Here is a 22,654-nt window from a genome sequence, read left to right on the forward strand (position 1 = left end):
GGGTGCTGATCGAGTCGGGGGCGGAGTTCGGGTCGGGGGTGGACCCGTACGGGTTGTCGTTGTTGCCCTGGTAGCCATGGTCGAACGGGGAGCGCTGGTCCGGGGGCGGGAGGGGCTGCGGCTGCGGCGTATCGCGGCGCGGGCCGGCACCCTGGCCGGAGTCGCCCCGGGAGGAGGGGGCGCTGTCCGAGGTGGTGGACGGGTCGCTGCCCGGACCCGATTCGGGGTTCGGGCCGGTGCCGTCCGGTCTGGGACCGGCAGTGTCGGACGTACGGGGGGAGTGGGAGGGGGCGCCGTCGGAGCCGCGGGTATCTGCTCCGGAGCCGTCGCCGGAGCCGTTGCCGCCGGACCCCGAACCGTCGCCGCCGCCGCTGCCCGCTCCGGAGCCGTCGCCTGACCCCGAGCCGGACCCTGACCCCGACCCTGAGTCCTCCCCGGCCCTGGACCCTGACCCTGACCCGGATCCCGCCCCTGAGCCCGATCCGTCGCCCGCCCCGCTCCCCTCTCCGTTTCCGCCCCCGTCGCCGCTGTGATGGCCCGCGGCCGAGTCCAGGCCCTGGCGGGCGTGGTGGCCGGCCTTGCCGCCTGCCCCGTCGCGCAGTGCCTCGGTGAAGGTCTGGCCGGAGTTCTTCAGAGCGTTGACGCCCTCCTCCGCGCCGGTCTTGACGCTGCGGCCGACGTCGAAGCCGTTCTGGGCGCCGAAGTGCATGTTCATGCCCTGGGCGATGGCGTCGGAGATCATGGCCTGGAGAGCGGAGACGGCCGGTTCCTTCAGCGTCTCGACGATCGCCTCGACCAGCGCCTCTCTGGCCTCCTTCAGGAGGCGGCGCACGATCATACGGGTGGCCTGGGTGGCGCCGGCCGCGCCGATTTCGGACAGCCCCAGGGTGAAGGGGGCCGCCGCCTGGGCCGCGATGATCTCCGCCGCGAGGATCGCCAATTGGGCGATCACCGCGACTTTCATCCCGATGATGATCGCCGCACCGGCGTCCAGCGCGAAGGCGATCAACTCGGCGGCCGTCCGCGCGTCGTTGAGGTAACCCCCGCCGTTGCCCGCGAACTTGTCCCAGGTCTTGCTGAATCCGTCGATGCTGTCGCCGGAGTTCGCCGAGAGGACGTTGCCGGCCGCGGTGACACCCTCCGACTGGAGCTGCTCGATCGTCGAAGCGAACTCCCGCCACTGGTTGGCGGACTCCATCATTTTGTCCTCGTCGCCCGTCGGCCAGTCGAAGCCGAGCATTTCGAGAACCCACTCGGCCCAGTCCGGCAGCATGAGTGACATGGCAGCAATCCCCCGTAGGACAGCGAAGCGATGACGAAGAAGGAACTGGTGGAGCGGATGGAACGGTGGGCGGAGACGGTGGCGGTGAGGGGCACCGGGCCGGTGGTGCGGGTGTGGCGGGGCGTGTGACGCGGAGGCCCTGCGCACCCGGGAATCAGGCGGTGTTGGGCGCCTTGAGAGCGGTGATCTTCTGGCCCTCGGCCTCGGCGTTGTCGACGTGCTGCTTCATCAGCGTGTCGTTGAAGTCCTCGCCGGCCTCGTGGTTGGCGCCCATGGTCGTCAGGGCGCCGCCGATTTCCTGGAGTTTGGCCGCCAGGTGGCCCATCGACTCGTACATGCCGTCACGCAGACCCTCGTACACGACGCCGAACTTCTCGCCGACCTCGTCATCTCCCCAGGGCGGGGTGTCCTTGCCCTCCAGCCCGGTGAGCGCCGACTGAAGCTTGTCCACGGCTGATTGGTAGCGCGTCCCGATGCTGTCGAAGTCCTTGCCGCCGGCCTTCAGTGAAGGCATATCGGCCTGCAGTCCGTCTCCCGCCATCGTTCCCCCCGTTCCCAATGGATCGTCATGACCAGCACAGCATTCCGTAAATTCTAGACGCGGGAGTCGGGTTCTGTTCAAGGCCCGACGGTCACAGTGGCGTCACCGATGGGGACGCGGATGCCTACGGGGCGGGCTCAGGCCGGCGGGGTGGCGCGGTCGAGGGCGCGGAGGGCGAACCAGAGTTCCATGCGGACGTCGGGGTCGTCCAGGTCCGTGCCGAGCAGGCCGGCGATACGGGTGATGCGCTGGCGAACGGTGTTGCGGTGGATGCCGAGCGTGGTTGCTGTGGTCTCCCAATTCCCGTGCTGGGAGAGCCAGTTGTGCAGGGTGGTGAGGAGGGGAGGGGAGTCGGTCAGCGGGGCGAGGAGGGCGCGGGCGTGCTGCTGGGCGTCTGTGGGGGAGACGAGGGCGGTGATGCCGTGGGGGGATGGGGTGCGGTGACGTACGAGGGGGATGCGGCGGGCTGCGGCGCGGCGGAGGGCGGAGGCGGCGTGACGGTCGGCGGTCGGCAGCTCCGCGACCGTCGCGGGCGCGCTGACGCCGAGTGTCCAGCCGGGCTGCGCGGTGACCTCCTGGTCGATGGGGACGAGGGCGCGTAGGGCCGGGGCCGTGCCGGGGGAGGCGGGGGCCGGAGCGGCGAGGAGGGTGCCGAGGGCGGCGGCGAGGGCAGCGGGGGAGCCGGGCGTGCCGCGGCGGGGCTCGGCGTGCACGACGGTCCAGAGGGGAGCGCCGAGGAGCGGGCCGACGTCGGCCGGGGGCGCGCCGAGGAGCAGTTGGGCCAGTGCGGCGGAGTGCGCGGTCGCGATGGGCGCGCGGTGTGCCGACGGTCCGGTGATCAGGGACAGGAGTACGGCGGCCGTGCCTGCGATGGTGTGCGCCGCCGGGGTGTGCGGGGCCGCCGCCACGACGAGGGCGAGGGCGTGGCCGTTGTCGCGGCCTTCGGGGCTGTCGGGTCTGTCGGGGGTGCGGCTGGTGAGGGCGTAGGCGGTGAGGTGGGTGCTGGGGCTGGTGCTGGGGCTGGGGCTGGGGTTCGGGTTGGAGGTGCGGCAGTTGGGACTGGTGGCGGCCGTGGTGGTCGGGGCCCGGCCTGTGCCGTAGGGCGTTTCCCCGGCCGTGTCCCCGTCGATGCCCGGGACGGTCTCCGGGGTCACCTCCGGGACGGTCTCCGGGGGTACGTACGGGTCGGTCGCCGGGAGTGTGTCCGTGGCCGAGGACGGGCCGCCGGGGCGGACGACGGCGGCCAGGCGGGCGGCGGCGGCCAGGCCGGAGGCGGCGGGACGGGGGCCGGCGGAGGCGTGCTCGGAGCCGTCCGGGGCGAGCAGGGCGGCCCAGCCGTGCACATGGCGGGCCAGCGCGCGGAGCACGGCGGGGGCCGGGTCGGGGCGGGTGGCGGCCGCGGCGAGTGCGCGCTGCGCCTCGCTGAGCCGGGTCAGTTCGCGGTGCCTGGCCTCCGTCACGGCCTGCCAGACGGCGCTTTCGACGGCGGTGAACGGGGTGCCTGCGGGGACCTCGATCAGCGGCAGGCCGTGCCGGTCGCAGGCCGCCACCAGGGCACGGGGGACGGCGTCGTGCACCGGCGCGATACCGAAACCGAGGGCGGCGGCCCCGGCGGCGACGGTACGCGCGGCGTAGCCGTCGAGGTAGGCGTCCAGAGAGGACGCAGAGGACGCAGAGGGCGCAGGAGACTCAGGGGACGCGGGGAACGGAGACGACGGAGGGCTCGGAGAGGCCAGATACGACGCAGACGACGCGCCCGACGGCACGCCCCCGGACGCCGCGGGCGAAGGCATGGCCCGGCCCACCTCACCCGCCCCGCCGCCCGGCAGGTGTGTCTCACCCGCCCCTCCCCCCATATGCACCCCAGCCGTCAACAGCAGTTCCCCGCCCAGGAGGTACGGCACCGGGTCGGCCATTTCCGAGGTGTGGACCCAGTGGATGGCCACCCCCTCGCGGGGCCCGGCGATCTGGCGTAGGCCCAGGTCCGTACGGGCGAGGAGTGCGGCCAGCGGCACGGGTGGTGTGGAGGGGGAAGCGGTGGCGGAAGGGGCGGGACCGTCCTCCGTCGTGGGGGCTGCGGGGTACGGCCGGGCCGGTGTCATGTGCGGACCCTCCACTCGATGGGGCGGTGAGTGGAGGAAACGTACACTTCAGGGTTGGCTTCCCGCCTCCTAGGGTCAACCCCCGAGGCGAGGTGCCGCCCCCACTTCCTCACGGCCCCGCCTTCTCCCCTCCCCGGCGCAGCTGGAAGGTATGGCCCATGGCTGTCGACTATGCGGTGATCGTCCTCTATTTGGCGGGAATGCTGGCCATGGGCTGGTGGGGGATGCGCCGCGCCAAGTCCAAGAGCGACTTCCTGGTCGCCGGGCGGCGCCTCGGGCCCGCGATGTACTCGGGCACCATGGCGGCGATCGTGCTCGGCGGCGCGTCCACCATCGGCGGGGTCGGGCTCGGGTACCAATACGGCCTGTCCGGCGCGTGGATGGTGTTCACGATCGGCCTGGGGCTGCTGGCGCTGAGCCTGTTCTTCTCCGCGCGCATCGCCCGGCTCAAGGTCTACACCGTCTCCGAGATGCTCGACCTGCGGTACGGGGGCGTGGCCGGGATCATCTCCGGCGTCGTCATGTGGGCGTACACCCTGATGCTGGCCGTGACCTCGACGATCGCCTACGCGACCATCTTCGACGTGCTGTTCGGGCTGGACCGGACGGTGGCGATCGTCCTCGGCGGCCTGATCGTCGTCGGGTATTCGACGCTCGGCGGCATGTGGTCGATCACGCTCACCGACATGGTGCAGTTCGTCGTCAAGACGATCGGTGTGCTGCTGCTCCTGCTGCCCGTCGCGGTCGTCAAGGCGGGCGGGTTCGCGGCGATGAAGGCGCAGTTGCCCGGCGACTACTTCGCACCGCTGGGCATCGGCGGCGGCACCGTCTTCACGTACGTGCTGATCTATTCGTTCGGCATGCTGATCGGGCAGGACATCTGGCAGCGGGTGTTCACCGCGCGCGGCGACCGGGTGGCGCGCCTGGGCGGGACCGTGGCCGGTACGTACTGCCTGCTCTACGCGCTGGCCGGAGCGGTCATCGGCACGGCGGCCAAGGTGCTCTACCCGCACCTGGGCAGTCCGGACGACGCCTTCGCGACGATCGTGAAGGACGCGCTGCCGGTCGGCGTGCGGGGACTGGTGCTGGCGGCGGCGCTGTCCGCTGTCATGTCGACGTCCTCGGGTGCGCTGATCGCCTGCGCGACGGTCGCCAACAACGACATCTGGGCGCGGCTGCGGCGCGGCGTGGGATATCGGCGGACGCCGGACGATGGCACCGGCGACGGCTCGGCCACGGAGCGGGCGCACGACGAGGTCCGCGGCAACCGGGTCTTCATCCTGCTGATGGGCGTCGCCGTCATCGGTCTTGCCTGTGCCCTCAACGACGTCGTCGAGGCGTTGACGCTCGCCTACAACGTGCTGGTCGGCGGCCTGTTGGTGCCCATTCTGGGCGGGTTGCTCTGGAAACGCGGTACCGCGGCGGGCGCGCTCGCCGCGGTGGCGGCCGGCGGGCTGACGGTGGTCGGCTCGATGGCCGCGCTGGGGGTGCTCGCCAACGAGCCGATCTGTTACGGGCTTTCGGCCTCGCTGCTGGCGTACGTCGTGGTCAGCCTGGCGGGCGAGCCCACGGACGCGGCGGTGCTCGCCGCCTGGCGCGCCCGGCTGGCGGGCACACCGGAGGAGGCCGGGACACCGGAACGGGACGCGGCGGAGGCCGGAGCCGCCGGTTCACCGGGGCGTACGGAGGCAGTCGCGGGCTCGCCCTCCCGCACGGCGGACACCGTCCCGTCCTCGGCCGCACCCATTCCGCCGAATCGCTCCTGACCCGCCCACCTCCTCCATCTCCCCCCGACGAAGGGCAGCACGTACTCATGAGCACCACCCCTACCACCCCGGAACGGCATCGGCGTACCGGCGGTGATCTGGTCGTGGAATCGCTGGCCGCGCTGGGGGCAGGGACCGTCTTCGGCCTCCCGGGGCAGCACGCGCTCGGGGTCTTCGACGCGCTGCGCCGTTCCGCGCTGCGCTACGTCGGGCTGCGGATGGAGAACAACGCGGGCTTCGCCGCGGACGCCTACGCCAGGACCACGCGCGGGGTCGCCCCGCTGCTGGTCTCCACCGGGCCGGGGGCGCTGATGACGCTGGCGGCGCTCCAGGAGGCGGCGGCGGGGTCGGCGGCCGTGCTGGCGATCGGCAGTCAGGTGCCGCGGGCCGGTCTCGGCGGCGGCCGGCACGGCTATCTGCACGAGCTGACCGACCAGAGCGCCGTGTTCCGGGGCGTGGTCAAGTCCGTGCACACGGTGCGGACCGCCGCGCAGATCCCGTCGGCGGTGGCCGCCGCGTGGGAGTCCGCGCTGAGCGTCCCGCACGGACCGGTGTGGCTGGAGATACCGCAGGACGTGCTGCTGGCGCCGGCCGACGTCCCGCCGGTCGCCGGACTTCCGGTCCGTCCGAAGGAGTTGCCCCCGCGCCGTGAGGTGATCGCGGAGGCGGCGGAGCGGCTGACCGGGGCCCGGCGGCCGGTGATCCTGGCCGGCGGTGGCGTCGTACGGGCCGGGGCGGAGGCGGAACTGCTGGCGCTGGCTGAGCTGTTGGGGGCGCCGGTGGCGTCGACGTTCGGCGGGAAGGGCGCCTTCCCGTGGGAGCACCCGCTGTCGCTGCGCTCCTGGATGGAGGACCGCTACACCACCGACTTCCTGGAGGACGCGGACACGCTGCTGGTCGTCGGCTCGGGCCTTGGCGAACTCTCGTCGAACTACCACACGTTCCGGCCGCGGGGTCGCGTCGTGCAGATCGAGGCGGATCTCGGGAAGCTGGAAGCGAACCACGCGGCGCTCGGCATCCACGCCGACGCCGGGCTCGCACTGCGCGCGCTGGTGGACGAGGTACGGGAGCGGCAGGGGCGGGGCGCGGGGGAGTGGCCGGCGGAGGCCGCCGTCGCCGGTCTGCTGGCGCGGGTCCGGGAGCGGATCGACGGGCAGCAACTCGGCCTGGAACAGCGGGTGCTGGCCGCCGTTCGGGACGCGCTGCCCGACGACGCGGTCAGCTGCTGGGACATGACGATCCTGGCCTACTGGGCCTGGTCCGCCTTCGATCCGCGCCGGACGAACGCGCTGCACTCGGCACAGGGCGCCGGCGGCCTGGGCTACGGCTTCCCCGCGGCGCTCGGCGCCGCCGTCGCGGACCCGGCGCGGCCGGTGCTCGCGGTGTCGGGGGACGGCGGCGCGATGTACTCGGTCGCCGAACTCGCCACCGCCCGCCAGTACGCCCTGCCGGTCACCTGGCTGATCGTGGACGACGGCGGCTACGGCATCCTGCGCGAGTACATGACGGACGCGTTCGGCGAGGCCACCGCCACCGAGCTGGCCCGGCCGGACTTCGTCGCGCTCGCCGAGTCCTTCGGTGTGCCGGCGGTCCGTACCAGCCCGGAACGGCTGCGTACGGACCTGGCGGCGGCGCTCGCCGCACCCGGGCCCCGGGTCGTCGTCCTCCCGGCCCGGCTGCGGATGTTCGCGCCGACGCACCTCACGCCGACGCCTCTCACGGAGCGGTCGCCGGAAGCGGAAGAGCCGCGGGAGACGGCGGAGCGGTAGCGGCCGGGGCCGTACGGGGAACGGCCGCCGCGGCCCCGCCCACGCGTCCCTGCAACAGCCGGGACAGGGAGGCGTGGACGTCGTCGACGGAGCGGTGCGGCTGGAAGGACTGCCAGTCCAGGGCGGCCACCAGGACCATGCCGAAGAGGGCGGACGCGGTCAGCGGGATGTCGATGTCGTCGCTGAGCTCGCCGGTGTCGACGCCGTCCCGCAGGACGGATTCGACGACGGCGAGCGCCCGGCCGCGCACCGACTTCAAGGTGGCGCGCCAGGTGCGGTTGGTGCGCCAGAGTTCGGCGACGTAGAGCTGGGTGAGGGACGGGGAGCCGGCGATGAAGTCGAGGCCGGCCCGGACCATCGCGTCCAGCGCGTCGATCCGGGTGCCGCCGCGCCGGTACGTGGTGTCGGCGGCGTGCCGCAGGGAGGCGGCGAGCAGGTCGATGCCGTCCCGCAGGAGTTCTTCGAAGAGGTCGTTCTTGCTGGTGAAGTTGTAGTAGACGGTGCCCTTCGCGACCCCGGCGCGGTCGGCGATCTCGTCCACGGTCGTGGCGGAGAAGCCCTGTTCGGCGATGAGGGTGACCGCGGCGTCGAAGAGCTTGCGGCGGGTGCCCGCCCGCCGGGAGGCGCGGGGCCCGGCCGCCGGGGCGGCGCCGATCGTGGCACCGCCCCGGCCGCCCGTGTGGTCGGTCGTCACAGGCTGAGTTCCGGATGCAGGTCCTTCATCCGGACGACCTGCCGGCCGCGCGCCGTCAGCGCGGTGAGCGCCAGCGCGCCGACGGCGAAGGCCGCCAGGACGATGCTGCCCTGCCCGACGATGGCCAGATCGCCGCCGGTGATGAGCCGCCGCAGGCCGTCGACGACGTAACTCATCGGCAGGAACGGGTGGACGGCGGCGAAGAAGCCGGGGCTGGTCTGCACCGGGTACGTGCCGCCCGCCGAGGTCAGCTGGAGCATCAGGATGACCAGGGTGAGTACCCGGCCCGCCGGTCCGAAGACCGCGCTCAGCAGCTGGATGACGGCGGTGAAGCAGGCGGTGGCCAGCAGCAGGTAGCCGACCGTGGCGCCCGCTCGGGCCATCTCCAGGCCGAGGCCCCAGTGGAGCACCGCCATCAGCGCCAGCACCTGGGTGACGCCGATCGCGAAGGCCGGCAGCCAGGAGCCGAGGGCTATGCGCCAGCCGGGTGCGCCGGCGGCCAGGGCGCGCTTGCTCAGTGGCTGGAACAGCATAAAGGCGACCATCGCGCCGACCCAGAGGGAGAGCGGGATGAAGTAAGGGGCCAGACCCGTACCGTAGTTGGGTGCCTTGTGCATCGACTTGGAGGCCAGCTCGACCGGGTCGGACATGACGCCGGTACGTGCGTCCCGGTCCTTCTTGTCGTAGTCCGGGATCTTGGCGACGCCGCTGTGCAGGCCGTCGGCCAGCTGGTTGGAGCCGTCCTTGAGCTTGTAGAGGCCGCCGTTGAGGGAGACCGCGCCGTCCTCCAGCTTGCCGAGGCCGCTGCCGAGCTGGTCGGTGCCGTCCTTGGCGTCGCCGATGCCGCGATGGACCTGTCCTGCGCCGTCGGCGAGGTCGCCCGCGCCGCCCGCCAGCTTTCCGTTGCCGTCGGCGATTTTGCCGCTGCCGTCGGCGAGCGCGCCGAGTCCGGTGACGAACTGGTCGGCGCCTTCGGCCACCTGGTGGGCGCCGGCGTTCAGCTTGTTGAGCTGCGCTATCTGCCCGTCGGCGCTCTTGGCGACCTCCGGGATCTGCTCGGCGACCATCACCGCGCCCTGGTGTATCTCGCGCAGCTTGTCGCGGGAGGAATCCAGGTCGATGCGGGAGAGGGCGTTGTCGACCTTCCCGGCGGCGTCGGCAGCCGCTGCCGTACCGGCCGCGACACCCTTCTGCTGCGCGCAGTTGGAGTCGGTGGCGGTCCCGCCGCAGCTCTCCTGGTAGAGGGCTGCCGCGTCATCGGCGGCCTGGCGGGCCTTGGCCAGCGCCTGCGAGGAGTTGCCGCGCAGGGCGCCCAGGTCGTGGTCGAGTGCCTGGGTGAGGTCGGCGACGAACTGGGCGCTGTCGGCGATCTCCTTGCTGTGCTTCTTGATGTAGGGCAGGTCCTTCTTGGCCAGGCCCTGGACCTTGGTGGCCAACTCCTGCGTGCCGTCGGCGACCTGGCCCGCGCCCTTGCTGAGCTCGCGGGCCTTGGCCTGCGCCTCGGTGACGCCGCTGTGCAGGTCGCCGGCGCCCTTGCTGAGCTGCCCCGCCTTGTCGTGCAGGGTGCCGGCGCCGTCGCTGACCTTGCCCGAACCGTCGTCCAGCTTGCCGAGGCCGCCCGACAGCTTGCCGGTGCTGTCCTTGGCGGTGCCGAGGCCGTCGGCGAGCTTGCCCGCGCCCTTCTTGGCGTCGCCGAGACCGTCGTCCAGCTTGCCGGCGCCGTCCGCCGCCTGCTCCGTCTGGTCGTGCAGGTCGGAGAAGGACACGAAGATCTTGTCGAGGAACTGCCGGGAGGACTTTGCCGACGTCTTGGCGCGGATCTCGGAGAAGACCGTCTTGGAGATCGAGCCGACGATGTAGCTGTTGGCGTCGTTCGTACGGACCTGGAGCGCGCCGGTCTGCGGGGAGTCGCCGCCGCTGGAGGCGATGCGCTTGCTGAAGTTCGAAGGGACGGTCAGCGAGAGGTAGTACGTGCCGTCCTCGACGCCCTTGGCGGCCTCGGCCGAACTGACCTCCTGCCAGTCGAAGGTGTTGCTGTCCCGGACGCTCTTGGCGAGCTGGGCGCCCGCGTCGAGGTGCTTGCCGTCGGCCGTCGCCCCCTTGTCGTCGTTGACGAGCGCGACCGGGATCTTGTCGAGCCGGCTGTAGGGATCCCAGAAGGACCACAGGTAGAGGGCTCCGTAGAGCAGGGGGATCAGCGTGAGGGCGATGATGCCGAGCCGGGGGAGCTTGCCCCGGCCGAAGCGCCTCAGCTCAAGCGCGGCCAGTTTCGGCGAACGCATCCGCTGTGTCCTCCTCGTGGGTGTCGGCCGGGCCGTGCGGGCCGGCGGCGGTCGTGGGGTCGGTGGCCGCTTCGGCTGCGGTGTCCTGCGGCGTCGTGCGGACGATCAGCGCGTCGTCGGGTGCGTCGCTGCCTGCGGCCACGACGGTGATGCCGGCCAGCGCGAGGTCCCGCAACAGCTGCCAGGCCAGGTCGCGTTCGGCCGCGGAGAGCTTGAGGTCGACATCGTCGACGGCGAGCAGATGCGGGTCGTGCAGCACGCCGAGCGCGACGGACAGTCGCAGCGCTTCGATCCGTTCGAGGTCGCGGACGGCGGTGCGCAGCCCCTTGGGCAGGGTCTCGGGGTCGAGCCCCGCGAGCGTCAGCGCGGCCTCGATCCGGGCCCGCCGGGCTTCCTTGTGACCGCGGCTCCAGGGGAGTGCGACGGGCGAGCCCTTGAGGCGGCGGCCCAACAGGGCGGCTTCCTTGAGGTGTTCGGCGACGGTGAGGGCCGGTTCGAGGTCGGCGACACCGGGCACGTGGGCGATGGCGGTGCGGCTGCGCACCGCGCCCATCCGCTTCGGCAGCGGGAAGCCGGCGACCGTGGCGTGGCCTTCGGTGATCCGCATCCGCCCGGTGAGTGCGAGCAGGAGGCAGGTGCGGCCGGAGCCCGAAGGGCCCTGTACGGCGATCAGTTCGCCCGGTTCCGCAGAGATGTCGACACCTCTGAAGGCCCATCCGCGTGGGCCCTCGACTCCGATTCCCCTGGCGATGACCGCCGCCCCCTGACGGGTGGTGTCCACTGCCCCTCCTTTGTTCTGACTGGTCAGTCTAAAAGTTTGCCGTATGGATGGCCCTGTTGGCAATCGGAGCCCCCAGGAATGCCGGAGCCGCTGCGTCCGGCGCTGATCCGGCCTAATCTCGCCCTGACATCTCGCCCTGACCTCGCGGCGCCACCACGAGGTCCCAGACCAAGTCCGTGCCGGGGGAGCCGCGGTGCGGGCCGCGTACGGACGACGGAGAGCGATGAATCACTCGGCACACCACCCGGCGGACCCGCCGGCCCAGCACCCCGACGACCGGCCCGCCCGCCGCCGGAACCCCCGGCCGCACCGGCTGGTCGCCCCGCTCCTCGCAGGCGTGCTGGTCGGCGCCCTGTTCCCCGCATCGGCGCAGGCCGCGCCGGCGCCGGGAAGTGCCCCGCAACCACCGGCCGCATCGAACGAACCGTGCACCAAGGGCGGCGGCTGGACGGCGACTTCCACCCGGATCGACCCCGACGACAGCCACCACGCCTTCGTCGGCAACGGCTACCTCGGCCAGCGGATTCCGCCCAACGGCACCGGCTACGCCGCACCCGGCGGTGAGACCGGCTGGCCGCTGAAGACCCCGGAGTACGACGGCTCGTTCGTCTCGGGGCTCTATGCCAAGGGCCCCAAGAACGTCGAAGGCCGGCAGGCCATCGCGGCGATACCCACCTGGACCACCCTCGACATCGCCACCGGTGGCCCGCACGCCGAGACCTTCTCCTCGGCGACCGCCCCCGGACGGATCTCCCACTACCGCCAGGCGCTCCACCTGCGCTGCGGATTCGTCCGCACCTCCCTGACCTGGACCGCCGCCGACGGACGCGCCACCGACCTGGTCTACGACGTCCTCGCCGACCGCACCGACGCGCACACCGGCGCCGTACGACTGCGGATGACGCCGCACTGGAGCGGCACGGCCACGGTCACCGACACCCTCGACGGACGCGGCGCCCGTCGGATGAAGGCCGCGGTCACCCCGTCATCCGGCGCGTCCGGCGACGGCACCATGGACGTCGCCTTCCGCACCGACGGCACGAAGACCGAGGGCGCCGTCGCCTCGACCTTGCGCCCGGGACACGGGGTGCACACCCGCCCCGCCCGGCAGCCGAAGCGGGCGTCCGGCCTGACAAGCCGGCAGCAGGTGACCTTCTCCGTCCGCAGCGGCCGCTCGTACGGGCTGACCAAGTACGTCGGCGTGGACACCGCGCTCACCTCCCACACCCCGCGGGCCGCCGCGGACGCCGCCTCCCGGCGGGCCGCGGGACGCGGCTGGGACACCCTCTTCGCCCGGCACACCGCCGCCTGGCAGAAGCTGTGGCGCAGCGACATCGAGGTCAACGGGCGGCCCGACCTCCAGTCGTGGGTGCGCTCGGCGCAGTACGGGCTGCTGTCCAGCACCCGCGCGGGCAGCCGCAACAGCATCGGCCCGACCGGGCTGACCAGCGACAACTACGCCGGTGAGGTCTTCTGGGACGCCGAGACCTGGATGTATCCGGGGCTGCTGGCGAGCCACCCCGCGCTCGCCAGGTCGATCGTCGACTACCGCTACAAGACCCGCGCCGGTGCCCGCACCAACGCCGCGAAGCTCGGCTACGACGGGCTGTTCTACGCCTGGACCAGCGGCAGCAAGGGCGACCTGTGGAACGAGTGCCACAGCTGGGATCCGCCGCACTGCAGGACCCAGAACCATCTGATGGGCGACATCTCCCTCGCCACCTGGCAGTACTACCTCGCCACCAAGGACACCGCCTGGCTGAAGTCGCGCGGCTGGCCGGTGCTCAAGGGCATTGCCGAGTTCTGGGCCTCCCGGGCCACCCGCAACGCCGACGGCAGCTACTCCGTCAAGAACGTCGCCGGGCCCGATGAGTACAGCAACGGTGTGGACGACGGCGTCTTCACCAACGCCGGCGCCGCCACCGCGCTGCGGCACGCCACCCGTGTCGCCGAAATCCTCGGCGCGCGCGCCCCCGCGTCCTGGAAGACCATCGCCGACAAGCTCCGCATCCCCTACGACGCCAAGAACAAGGTCTTCCAGCAGTACGACGGCTACCGGGGCACCACCATCAAGCAGGCCGACACCGTGCTGCTGATGTACCCCCTGGAGTGGCCGATGACCCAGGAGCAGGCGGCCGCCACCCTCGACCACTACGCCGCCCACACCGACCCCGACGGCCCGGCCATGACCGACTCGGTGCACTCCATCGACGCGGCCGGCATCGGCGAGCCCGGCTGCTCCGCCTACACCTATCTTCTCCGCTCCATCAAGCCGTTCGTGCGCGGCCCCTTCGCGCAGTTCTCCGAGGCGCGGGGCGACAAGGCGGGCGCCGAGGACCCGCACGCCGGGAAGCCGGCCCAGGACTTCCTCACCGGCAAGGGCGGCTTCCTCCAGACCTTCACCCACGGCCTGACGGGCCTGCGGCTGCGCGAGGACAGCGTGCATCTCGACCCGATGCTGCCGCCGCAGCTGTCCGAAGGCGTCACCCTGCGCGGTCTGCGCTGGCAGGGCCGGACGTACGACGTGGCGATCGGCGCGCACCACACAACCGTGCGTCTCACGGCAGGTGAGCCGATGCGGATCGAGGCGCCGGAGGGCGACAGGGTGGTGAGTGCGAGCATGCCGGTCGTGCTCAAGACCCGCCGCCCGGACCTGACGCCGACCTCCAACGCCGCCCGCTGCACCCCGGCGAAGGCCACCTCCGAGGAGCCGGGCATGTACGCGGCCGCCGCGGTGGACGGCAACACGGCCACCGCCTGGGTGCCCGACGCGGCCACCGGCACGCTCACCGTCGACCTCGGCCGCATCACCAGCGTCGGCCAGGTCACCCCGCACTGGAACACGACCGCGCCGAAGTCCTACGTCGTGCAGGTCTCGCGGGACGGCAGGCACTGGACCGGCACGGGCTACGCCGGCCGGACGCCGGCCCGCTACGTACGCGTCGTGGTCCACGGCGACGAGACGCAGGCGGCCGACGGCACTCCGAAGAAGCATCCGGGTATCTCGGAGCTGACGGTCGACAAGGCCACCGGAAGCGGGCGCTGATCTGCGTCGCTGCCGGGAGTGCGGTGGCGGGGGCGGCCGGGGCGTCCACAGCCCCGGCCGCCCCCGGCCGTTGCCCGCCCCGCTGTCAGGCGGACCTCCCGGGTGCCCCGCCCTCCGCTCGGCGCCGCCGGCAGCGGGCCGCTCGCACTCGCGCAAAGGAGGGGAGACGGTTGTCGTGCAGCGCGGGGCCCCGGCGGCGGGCGCGGGCGTTCCTGTGAGCCGCACGACGGCGGCTGCTCCGGCGAGTGCCACCGCGAGGCGGCAGCAGGTCTGTGAGGTCATGTCACTCAGCGTGACGGCCGCAGGCTCCCGCCTCGTCAGGGATGTCCCGGAGATCGCCCGCATCCGCCCCTGAGGCCGGGCAAGGGGTGCCGCCCGGCGGCCGCCGACCGGACCCGGCACCACCACCCCTGACGCCACCCCGGACGCGGCCCCGATACGGCCCTGACGCCACCCCCATTCGGCCCCGCGAATTGTTACGACGGGATGAAAACCACACGCCGCGGTGTTGGAGTCTTCGATCAAGGGTCGAGGCGCGGGAGGCATCGGGTGACGGGCACGGATACGGCACGACAGGGCTGGGCACGGCGGTTGCTCCGCGACTGCCTGCACTACCGCAGGGACGTGCTGCTGGCGCTCGGCTCCTCGCTCGGCGGTATGGCCGTGATGGCGCTCGTCCCGCTCATACCGAAGCTGATCATCGACGACGTGGTCGTCAGCCACCACCGTCCGCTCGCCCCCTGGGCCACGCTCATGATCGTCGCCGCCGTCGTCGTCTACGCCCTCACCTACGTACGCCGCTACTACGGCGGCCGGCTCGCCCTCGACGTCCAGCACAGCCTGCGCACCCGGATGTTCGGCTCGATCGCCCGGCTGGACGGCCGGCGACAGGACGAGCTGAGCACCGGCCAGGTCATCGGCCGCGCCACCAGCGACCTGCAGCTCATCCAGGGGCTGCTGTTCATGACGCCCATGATGATCGGGAACATTCTGCTGTTCGTGGTCTCCCTGGTCGTCATGGTGATCCTCTCCCCGCTGCTCACCGTCGTCGCGCTGGCGGTCGCCCCGGCCCTGTGGTTCATCGCCAAGCGCAGCCGCGACCGGCTCTTCCCCGCCACCTGGTACGCGCAGGGCCAGGCCGCCGCGGTGGCCGGAGTCGTGGACGGCGCGGTCTCCGGCGTCCGGGTCGTCAAGGGCTTCGGCCAGGAAGAGCAGGAGACCGGCAAGCTCAAGGAGGTCAGCCGCAGGCTGTTCGCCGGGCGGCTGCGCACCGTACGCCTCAACTCCGTCTACACCCCCGCCCTGCAGGCCGTCCCGGCTCTCGGCCAGGTTGCGATGCTCGCCCTGGGCGGCTGGATGGCCACCCAGGGGCAGGTCACCCTCGGTACCTTCGTCGCCTTCTCCACCTACCTCGCCCAGCTGGTCGGCCCGGTCCGGATGCTGGCCATGATGCTCACCATCGGCCAGCAGGCACGGGCCGGCGTCGAGCGGGTCTACGAACTGATCGACACCGAGCCGGTGATCGTGGAGCGGGCGGACGCGCACGCGCTCCCCGCCGACGCCCCGGCCGGCGTCGAATTCGACGCGGTGACCTTCCGATACGGCCCGGCGGCCGACGACTGGGCGCAGCCCGACGGTGAGGCGCCCGGTACCCAGCAGGCCGGGGAGGAGACCGGAGCGGACGGGCAGCGGAACGCCTCCGCCCGGCCCGTTCTGGACGGTTTCTCGTTGCGCATCGCCCCCGGTGAGACCGTGGCCGTCGTCGGCAGCTCCGGCAGCGGCAAGTCCACCGTCTCGCTGCTGCTGCCCCGCTTCTACGACGTCTCCGCCGGCCGGGTGCTGGTCGGCGGCCACGACGTACGCGACCTGTCCCTGGAATCGCTGCGCGCCGTCATCGGCCTGGTCCCCGAGAGCAGCTTCCTGTTCTCCGACTCGGTGCGCGACAACATCGCCTACGGCCACCCCGAGGCCACCGACGAGCAGATCCGCACCGCCGCCCGCGCCGCCCAGGCCGACGGCTTCATCAGCGAGCTGCCCGAGGGGTACGACACCAAGGTCGGCGAGCAGGGCATGACGCTCTCCGGCGGCCAGCGCCAGCGCGTCGCCCTGGCCCGCGCGATCCTCACCGACCCCCGGCTGCTGGTCCTGGACGACGCGACGTCGGCGGTCGACGCCCGCGTCGAGCACGAGATCCACGAGGCGCTGCGCGGCGTGATGGCCGGCCGTACGACCCTGCTCATCGCGCACCGTGCGTCCACCCTGGCGCTCGCCGACCGGGTCGCCGTCCTGGACGGCGGCCGGCTGGTCGACGTCGGCACCCAGGCGGAGCTGGCCGGCCGCTGTGCGCTCTACCGCAGGCTGCTGACCGATCCGGACGAGCTGGGCGGCGTCGCCCACGACCCGGCGGGCGAGGCGGTGTCCGGGGCGTTCGGCGGCGAGTACGCGGCGGCCGGTCTCCTCACCCTCGGCCCCGACACCCCCGAGCCCGCCCCGTACACCGACCCCGACGCCCCCCGTACCGACCCCGGCGGGGCGCGCGCCGAGGCCGCGGCGGGGATCACCCCCGAGCTGTGGGTCCGCCCCGACGAAGAGGCCGCGGCGGTCGCCGCGGGCACGGCGCAGGCCGCCGCGGCCGCAGGCCCCGGCATGGGCGCCGCGATGGCCGGGATGCCCGCCACCCCCGAGCTGCTCGCCCAGGTCGCCGCCCTCCCGCCGGCCACCGACACCCCGGACATAGACGAGCAGCGGGCCGCGAGCTCCGAGCGCTCCTACGGGCTGCGGCGCCTGCTGCACGGCTTCGGCCGGCCGCTCGGCATCGCCCTGGCACTGGTGGCCGTGGACGCCCTGGGCGGCCTCCTCGTCCCGATCCTGATCCGGCAGGGCATCGACGAGGGCGTACGCCGCGGAGTGCTGGCCGGGGTGTGGACCGCGGCGGTCATCGCCCTCGTCGTCGTCCTCGCCCAGTGGGCCGCGCAGATCGGCTCCAACAGGATGACGGGACGCACCGGCGAGCGGGTCCTGTACTCGCTGCGTGTCAAGATCTTCGCGCAGCTTCAGCGCCTCGGCCTCGACTACTACGAGCGCGAGCTGACCGGCAAGATCATGACGCGGATGACCACGGACGTGGACGCCCTGTCGACGTTCCTCCAGACCGGCCTGGTCACCGCCGTCGTCTCGCTGCTCACCTTCTTCGGCATCCTCGTCGCGCTGCTGGTCATCGACGTGCAGCTGGCGCTGGTCGTCTTCGCCACGCTGCCGCCGCTGATCATCGGCACGTACTTCTTCCGCAAGCAGAGCGTCAAGGCGTACGAGCTGGCCCGCGAGCGGATCAGCGTCGTCAACGGCGACCTCCAGGAGAGCGTCGCGGGGCTGCGCATCGTGCAGGCGTTCCGCCGCGAGGGGCTGGGCGCCGCCCGGTTCGCCGACCGCAGCCACGCCTACCGGCAGGCGCGGGTCCGCGGCCAGTTCCTGATATCGCTCTACTTCCCGTTCGTGCAGCTGCTGTCGTCCGTCGCCGCCGCCCTGGTGCTGATCGTGGGGGCGGGGCGGGTCGGCGCCGGCACGCTCAGCGCGGGCGCGCTGGTCGCGTACCTGCTCTACATCGACCTGTTCTTCTCCCCGGTGCAGCAGCTCTCCCAGGTCTTCGACGGCTACCAGCAGGCGTCCGTGTCGCTCGGGCGTATCCAGGAACTGCTGCGTGAGCCGACCACCACCCCGGCATCCGAGCGACCGCGCGCCGTGCCGGCCCTGCGCGGCGAGATCACCTTCGACAACGTCCACTTCCACTACGGCAACCAGGGCGAGGCGGCCGAACAGGCCCTGTCCGGCATCGATCTGGTCATCCCCGCGGGCCAGACGGTCGCCTTCGTGGGGGAGACCGGCGCAGGCAAGTCCACCCTGGTCAAGCTGGTCGCCCGGTTCTACGACCCGACGTCGGGCGCGGTCCGTGCCGACGGCACCGATCTGCGCGAGCTGGACCTGACCGGCTACCGCCACCGCCTCGGCGTCGTCCCCCAGGAGTCCTACCTCTTCGCCGGCACGGTCCGCGACGCCATCGCCTACGGCCGGCCGGACGCCACCGACGCCGAGGTCGAGGCCGCGGCGCGGGCGGTGGGTGCGCACGCGATGGTCGCCACCCTGGACGGCGGCTACCTCCACGAAGTCGCCGAGCGCGGCCGCAACCTCTCCGCGGGCCAGCGCCAGCTGCTCGCGCTGGCCCGCGCCGAACTGGTCGACCCGGACGTGCTGTTGCTGGACGAGGCCACCGCCGCCCTCGACCTCGCCTCCGAAGCCGTCGTCAACCAGGCCACCGACCGTCTCGTGGGCCGCCGGACGACCCTGGTCGTCGCGCACCGCCTGACCACCGCGGCCCGCGCCGACCGGGTCGTGGTGATGGACCAGGGCAAGGTCGCCGAGGACGGCACGCACACCGAACTCCTCGCCCGCGGCGGCCGCTACGCCGCCCTGTGGCGCAGCTTCACGGGCGAGGAGGAGCCGGCCACGGTGTGAGGCGCCGCGGGTCAGCGGCACACCGGGCTCGCCGGACGGCCGCCGGGCACACAGCCGGGCGGCCGCTCATGCGGTCCGGCCGCGGCCGCTTCCGCGTGGCGGATCCCACCCTCAAGAGGACCGGTGGGCCTGGTGGGCGGGGGAGGGCGCCGGTAGGTTCGGCGCGACCTTTGTGACTCCAGGGGAGTGTGTATGCGAAGAACGCTCAGAGGGCTGTTGTCGCTCGCCGTGCTCATCGGCACGGCAGGCGCGGGAACCACCACGGCAGGAGCGGCCACCGCCGCCGGGACGCCGTCCACCGCGGCCGCCACCTCCGCACCGGCGTCCGCGGACATCGAGGATCAAATACGCGCGATACCCGGCATGAGCGTCGTGTCGGAGAAGCCGGTCGACGGGTACCGCTACTTCGTCCTGAACTACACGCAGCCGGTCGACCACCGCCATCCCTCCAAGGGGACCTTCCAGCAGCGCCTGACCCTGCTCCACAAGTCGGTCGACCGCCCGACCGTCTTCTTCACCTCGGGCTACAACGTCAGCACCACGCCGTCCCGCAGCGAGCCGACGCGGCTCATCGACGGTAACCAGGTCTCCCTGGAATACCGCTACTTCACCCCGTCGAGGCCGCAGCCGGCGGACTGGCGGAAGCTGACCATCCGGCAGGCCGCCGACGACCAGCACCGCATCTTCCAGGCGCTGCACCGCATCTACCGCAAGAACTGGATAGCCACCGGCGGCAGCAAGGGCGGCATGACGGCGACGTACTACCGCCGCTTCCACCCACAGGACATGAACGGCACCGTCGCCTACGTCGCGCCCAACGACGTCAACAACGACGAGGACTCCGCGTACGACCGGTTCTTCCGGACCGTCGGGACCGCCGAATGCCGAAACGCCCTGCACGCCGTCACCCGCGAGGCGCTGAAGCGGCGCGGCGAGATGGACGGCCGGTTCGCGCAGTGGGCGGCCAAGGAGAAGCGCACCTTCGGCCTCTTCGGCACCGTGGACCGCGCCTACGAAGTCATGGTCACCGACCTGGAGTTCGGCTTCTGGCAGTACCAGCCGGCCGCCACCGCCTGCGCCGACGTGCCGAAGCCCGGCGTCTCCACCGACGCCCTGTGGACGTGGATGGACGAGGTCGGCGGCTTCGCGAGCTACACCGACCAGGGCGTGGAGTCGTACACGCCGTACTACTACCAGGCCGGAACCCAGATGGGCGAGCCCGGATACCGCTACCCGCATCTGAAGGGCCTGCTCAAGTACCCGGGCATCAACAACTCCCGCACCTTCGTGCCGCGCGACATCCCGATGCGCTTCGACAAGCGCGCGATGCCGGACATCGACCGCTGGGTGCGCCACCACGCGCAGCGGATGATGTTCGTCAACGGCCAGTACGACCCGTGGAGTTCGGAACACTTCGAGCCCGGCAAGGGTGCGAAGGACGCGTACGTCTTCACGGTGCCCGGCGGCAACCACGGCTCGGACATCAGCAAGCTCAAGGACGCCGACCGGACGAAGGCCACCGCGGCACTCCTCGGCTGGGCAGGCGTCGGGGCCGCCGGGGCGACGCCGCAGGCGCCGTACGACAAGAAGCTGGACCGGCGCGAGACCGTCCGGACGCCGGCGCTGCGCCCGTGATCCGCTGACGCAGGAACGGCGCGCCCCGGGCGAGGGGCGCGCCGTGGTGTCGTGCCGGGGTCAGTACGTCAGGCCGTGGCCGATCGGATAGAGCGCGGTGCCCGGGTCGTCGGCCCGCATCACCGGCGCCGGAAGCCGCCCCTCCGGATCCCGTCGTCCGGCGATCACCCGGGCGGCGGCCCGCAGTTCGACGTCCGTCCAGCAGTAGCTCGCGAGCCCCGCACGGACCCCGTCCAGCTGCGCGATGTCGTACGGGCCGCGGATCGCCAGCTGCACCACCGGCTTCCCGGTCGCCAGCAGTGCGTCGACCAGGGCGCGTTGCGGGGAGCGCGCAGTGACGTCGTACGTGGCCACCACCGCGGCGTCCTGCCCGTCCAGTGCCGCCACCGCCCGGTCGATCAGCTCCTGGGACGGCGTCGGGCCCGTGGGCAGCGCGGTCGCGGTGAAGCCGAGGCCGGTCAGCTCCCGCGCCAGGACCTCGGTGGGCGGCCCGCCGGTGCCGGTCGGCGCGGCGGCGTCCACCCCGGCCACCAGCACCCGCCGCTCGCGGCGGCGGGAGAGCGGCAGCAGCCCGCCGTCGTTGCGCAGCAGCGTGGTGGTGCGGTCCGCGATCCGGTCCGCGGTGTCCAGGTGCCGGCGGATGCCGACCACCCGGTCGACCGCCCGCCGCGAGGTGTACGGGTCGGCGAACAGGCCGCGGCGCTCCTTGAGCAGCAGGATGCGCAGCAGCTTGGAGTCGATGTCGTCCTCGGCCAGCTCGCCGTCCTTCATGGCCCGCACGACGGCGGCGTGCGCGACGGCGAGGTCCGGCGGGTTGAGCAGCTGGTCGACACCCGCCTTGAGGGCGAGGACCGGCACCCGGTCGTCGCCGTACTTCTCCCGCACGCCCTGCATGCCGAGCGCGTCGGTCACCACCACGCCGTCGTAGCCCAGGCGTTCGCGCAGGATGCCGGTGAGGATGGGGTGCGAGAGGGTGGCCGGGTCTTCGGACGGGTCGAAGGCCGGGACGACGATGTGCGCCGTCATGATCGAGTCGATGCCGGCGGCGATGGCGGCCCGGAACGGCGGGGCGTCGAGCCGCTCCCACTCCTCGGCGGTGTGGTGGATGTACGGCAGCCCGACATGGCTGTCGGTATCGGTGTCGCCGTGCCCGGGGAAGTGCTTGGCGCAGGCCGCGACCCCGGCGTCCTGGTAGCCGCGCACCGCGGCGGCCACCCTCCTTGCCACGGCCTGCGGATCGGCGCCGAAGGAACGGACGCCGATGACCGGATTGGCCGGGTTGACGTTGACGTCCGCGTCCGGCGCGTAGTCCTGCCGGATCCCCATCGCGTACAGCTCGGCGCCGCTGATCCGGGCGGCCGTCCAGGTGTCGTCGCGCGCCCCGGAGGCACCGAGGGCCATCGCGCCGGGCAGGAGGGTGGCAGGCGCACCGATCCGCGCGACGGCGCCGTGCTCCTGGTCCGTGGAGATCAGCAGCGGTACCGGCACGCGCTGGGCGGCACCGGCCCGCTGGATGCCGTTGGACAGCTCGGCGATCTGGTGCGGATCGCGGGTGTTGTGCGTCCAGGTGAAGTAGATGATGCCGCCGACGTGGTACCTGGCGATCAGCTCCGCGGCGTTGGCGACGCCGATCTCCTTGCGGTTGGCCGAGGCGTCGGCCGGGTCGGGGTCGGTCGCGGAGTGCCCGTAGACCCGCATCACGAAGAGCTGACCGGCCTTCTCCTCCGGTGTCATGCGGGAGATGAGGCGCCGCAGCCGGTCCCGCGCCGCCGCGGTGGGGCCGCCCTCCGGGGAGGGCTGCGGGCGGCCGGCGACGTGCTCCGCGGCCTGTGCGGGACCGGCTGCGGCGCAGGCGGCGGCCGCCGCTGCGGCGGTGGACAGGACGGTACGTCTGGAGTGCATGTGCGCTCCTTCCGGAGGGCTGCCCCGGCGAAGTGGCGGAAACTTCCAAGGACAAACGGATAACCCGAAAGCTTTTTCCGGTCAATGACCCGGCGGACGGTGGCGCCCGGCGGTTGCGGGCCACCGGCGGATGTGCGGGCCGGGCCCCGACGCCGGTTCAGCGGCGGCGAGGAGTGGGCCCCGACGCCGGTGCAGCGGCGGGTCCCGGGGCGGGCCGGGCGGCCGGCCGGTCCTGGAGATGGCGGCGGCCCGCGGCCAGCAGCCCCGGCAGCGGCGCGGCGTGCGGATACCTCCGCTTCTCGGTCTCCCCGCACAGCCAGCGCCCGGCGCCGGCCTCCTCGCCCG

At 72.7% G+C, this 22,654-nt stretch carries 12 protein-coding genes and 1 pseudogene; 5 read left to right on the forward strand and 8 right to left on the reverse strand.

Features of this window, described 5'->3' with window-relative positions; genetic code table 11:
• From LIU39_RS32345 to LIU39_RS32355, 3 genes are all read right to left on the reverse strand, one after another.
• A partial coding sequence (locus tag LIU39_RS32345) for a WXG100-like domain-containing protein (protein ID WP_227050519.1) occupies window positions 1-1,282 on the reverse strand: 1,282 nt, incomplete at its 3' end.
• A gap of 154 nt (window positions 1,283-1,436) precedes the next feature.
• Window positions 1,437-1,796 carry a hypothetical protein gene (locus tag LIU39_RS32350; RefSeq protein ID WP_227050520.1) on the reverse strand — a complete coding sequence of 120 codons (360 nt, stop codon included), beginning with the start codon at window positions 1,794-1,796 and terminating at the stop codon, window positions 1,437-1,439.
• A gap of 164 nt (window positions 1,797-1,960) precedes the next feature.
• Window positions 1,961-3,925 (reverse strand): helix-turn-helix domain-containing protein, encoded by a 1,965-nt coding sequence (locus tag LIU39_RS32355; protein ID WP_227050521.1) that lies wholly within the window; start codon window positions 3,923-3,925, stop codon window positions 1,961-1,963.
• A gap of 158 nt (window positions 3,926-4,083) precedes the next feature.
• Between LIU39_RS32355 and LIU39_RS32360 the strand changes: the two genes are divergently transcribed.
• Together LIU39_RS32360 and LIU39_RS32365 are read left to right on the forward strand one after the other, a co-directional pair.
• Window positions 4,084-5,691, forward strand: coding sequence for a sodium:solute symporter family protein (locus tag LIU39_RS32360; RefSeq protein ID WP_227050522.1), 1,608 nt, complete (start codon window positions 4,084-4,086; stop codon window positions 5,689-5,691).
• A 47-nt stretch (window positions 5,692-5,738) separates the two neighbouring features.
• On the forward strand, window positions 5,739-7,460 hold the full coding sequence (locus LIU39_RS32365) for a thiamine pyrophosphate-binding protein (protein WP_227050523.1): 1,722 nt from the start codon (window positions 5,739-5,741) through the stop codon (window positions 7,458-7,460).
• Here the strand turns inward: LIU39_RS32365 and LIU39_RS32370 are convergent.
• The 3 genes from LIU39_RS32370 to LIU39_RS32380 are packed head-to-tail and all read right to left on the reverse strand — an operon-like array spanning window position 7,408 to window position 11,217.
• Window positions 7,408-8,115 (reverse strand): TetR/AcrR family transcriptional regulator, encoded by a 708-nt coding sequence (locus tag LIU39_RS32370; protein WP_227050530.1) that lies wholly within the window; start codon window positions 8,113-8,115, stop codon window positions 7,408-7,410. The genes LIU39_RS32365 and LIU39_RS32370 overlap by 53 nt on opposite strands.
• A gap of 35 nt (window positions 8,116-8,150) precedes the next feature.
• Window positions 8,151-10,436 (reverse strand): YhgE/Pip family protein, encoded by a 2,286-nt coding sequence (locus tag LIU39_RS32375; protein WP_227050524.1) that lies wholly within the window; start codon window positions 10,434-10,436, stop codon window positions 8,151-8,153.
• A complete protein-coding gene (locus tag LIU39_RS32380; RefSeq protein WP_227050525.1) occupies window positions 10,408-11,217 on the reverse strand; it encodes an ATP-binding cassette domain-containing protein in 810 nt (269 codons plus the stop codon). The genes LIU39_RS32375 and LIU39_RS32380 overlap by 29 nt, the downstream gene beginning before the upstream one ends.
• 223 nt (window positions 11,218-11,440) lie before the next feature.
• On the opposite strand from LIU39_RS32380, the gene LIU39_RS32385 reads away from it, so the two are divergent.
• The 3 genes from LIU39_RS32385 to LIU39_RS32395 all read left to right on the forward strand — a co-directional run bounded on the left by LIU39_RS32385 (window position 11,441) and on the right by LIU39_RS32395 (window position 20,407).
• Window positions 11,441-14,263, forward strand: coding sequence for a discoidin domain-containing protein (locus tag LIU39_RS32385; protein WP_227050526.1), 2,823 nt, complete (start codon window positions 11,441-11,443; stop codon window positions 14,261-14,263).
• 549 nt (window positions 14,264-14,812) lie between these two features.
• Window positions 14,813-18,772, forward strand: coding sequence for an ABC transporter ATP-binding protein (locus tag LIU39_RS32390; protein WP_227050527.1), 3,960 nt, complete (start codon window positions 14,813-14,815; stop codon window positions 18,770-18,772).
• Window positions 18,773-18,964: 192 nt separating this feature from the next.
• A complete protein-coding gene (locus tag LIU39_RS32395) occupies window positions 18,965-20,407 on the forward strand; it encodes a S28 family serine protease (protein ID WP_227050528.1) in 1,443 nt (480 codons plus the stop codon).
• A gap of 60 nt (window positions 20,408-20,467) precedes the next feature.
• Here LIU39_RS32395 and LIU39_RS32400 read toward each other — a convergent pair whose 3' ends face one another.
• Together LIU39_RS32400 and LIU39_RS32405 are read right to left on the reverse strand one after the other, a co-directional pair.
• Window positions 20,468-22,309 carry a glycoside hydrolase family 3 protein gene (locus LIU39_RS32400; protein ID WP_227050529.1) on the reverse strand — a complete coding sequence of 614 codons (1,842 nt, stop codon included), beginning with the start codon at window positions 22,307-22,309 and terminating at the stop codon, window positions 20,468-20,470.
• 157 nt (window positions 22,310-22,466) lie between these two features.
• A pseudogene (locus tag LIU39_RS32405) lies at window positions 22,467-22,654 on the reverse strand (hypothetical protein); the annotation flags it as partial.

The organism is Streptomyces pinistramenti (genome assembly GCF_020564935.1).
GTDB classification, from domain to species: Bacteria; Actinomycetota; Actinomycetes; order Streptomycetales; family Streptomycetaceae; genus Streptomyces; species Streptomyces pinistramenti.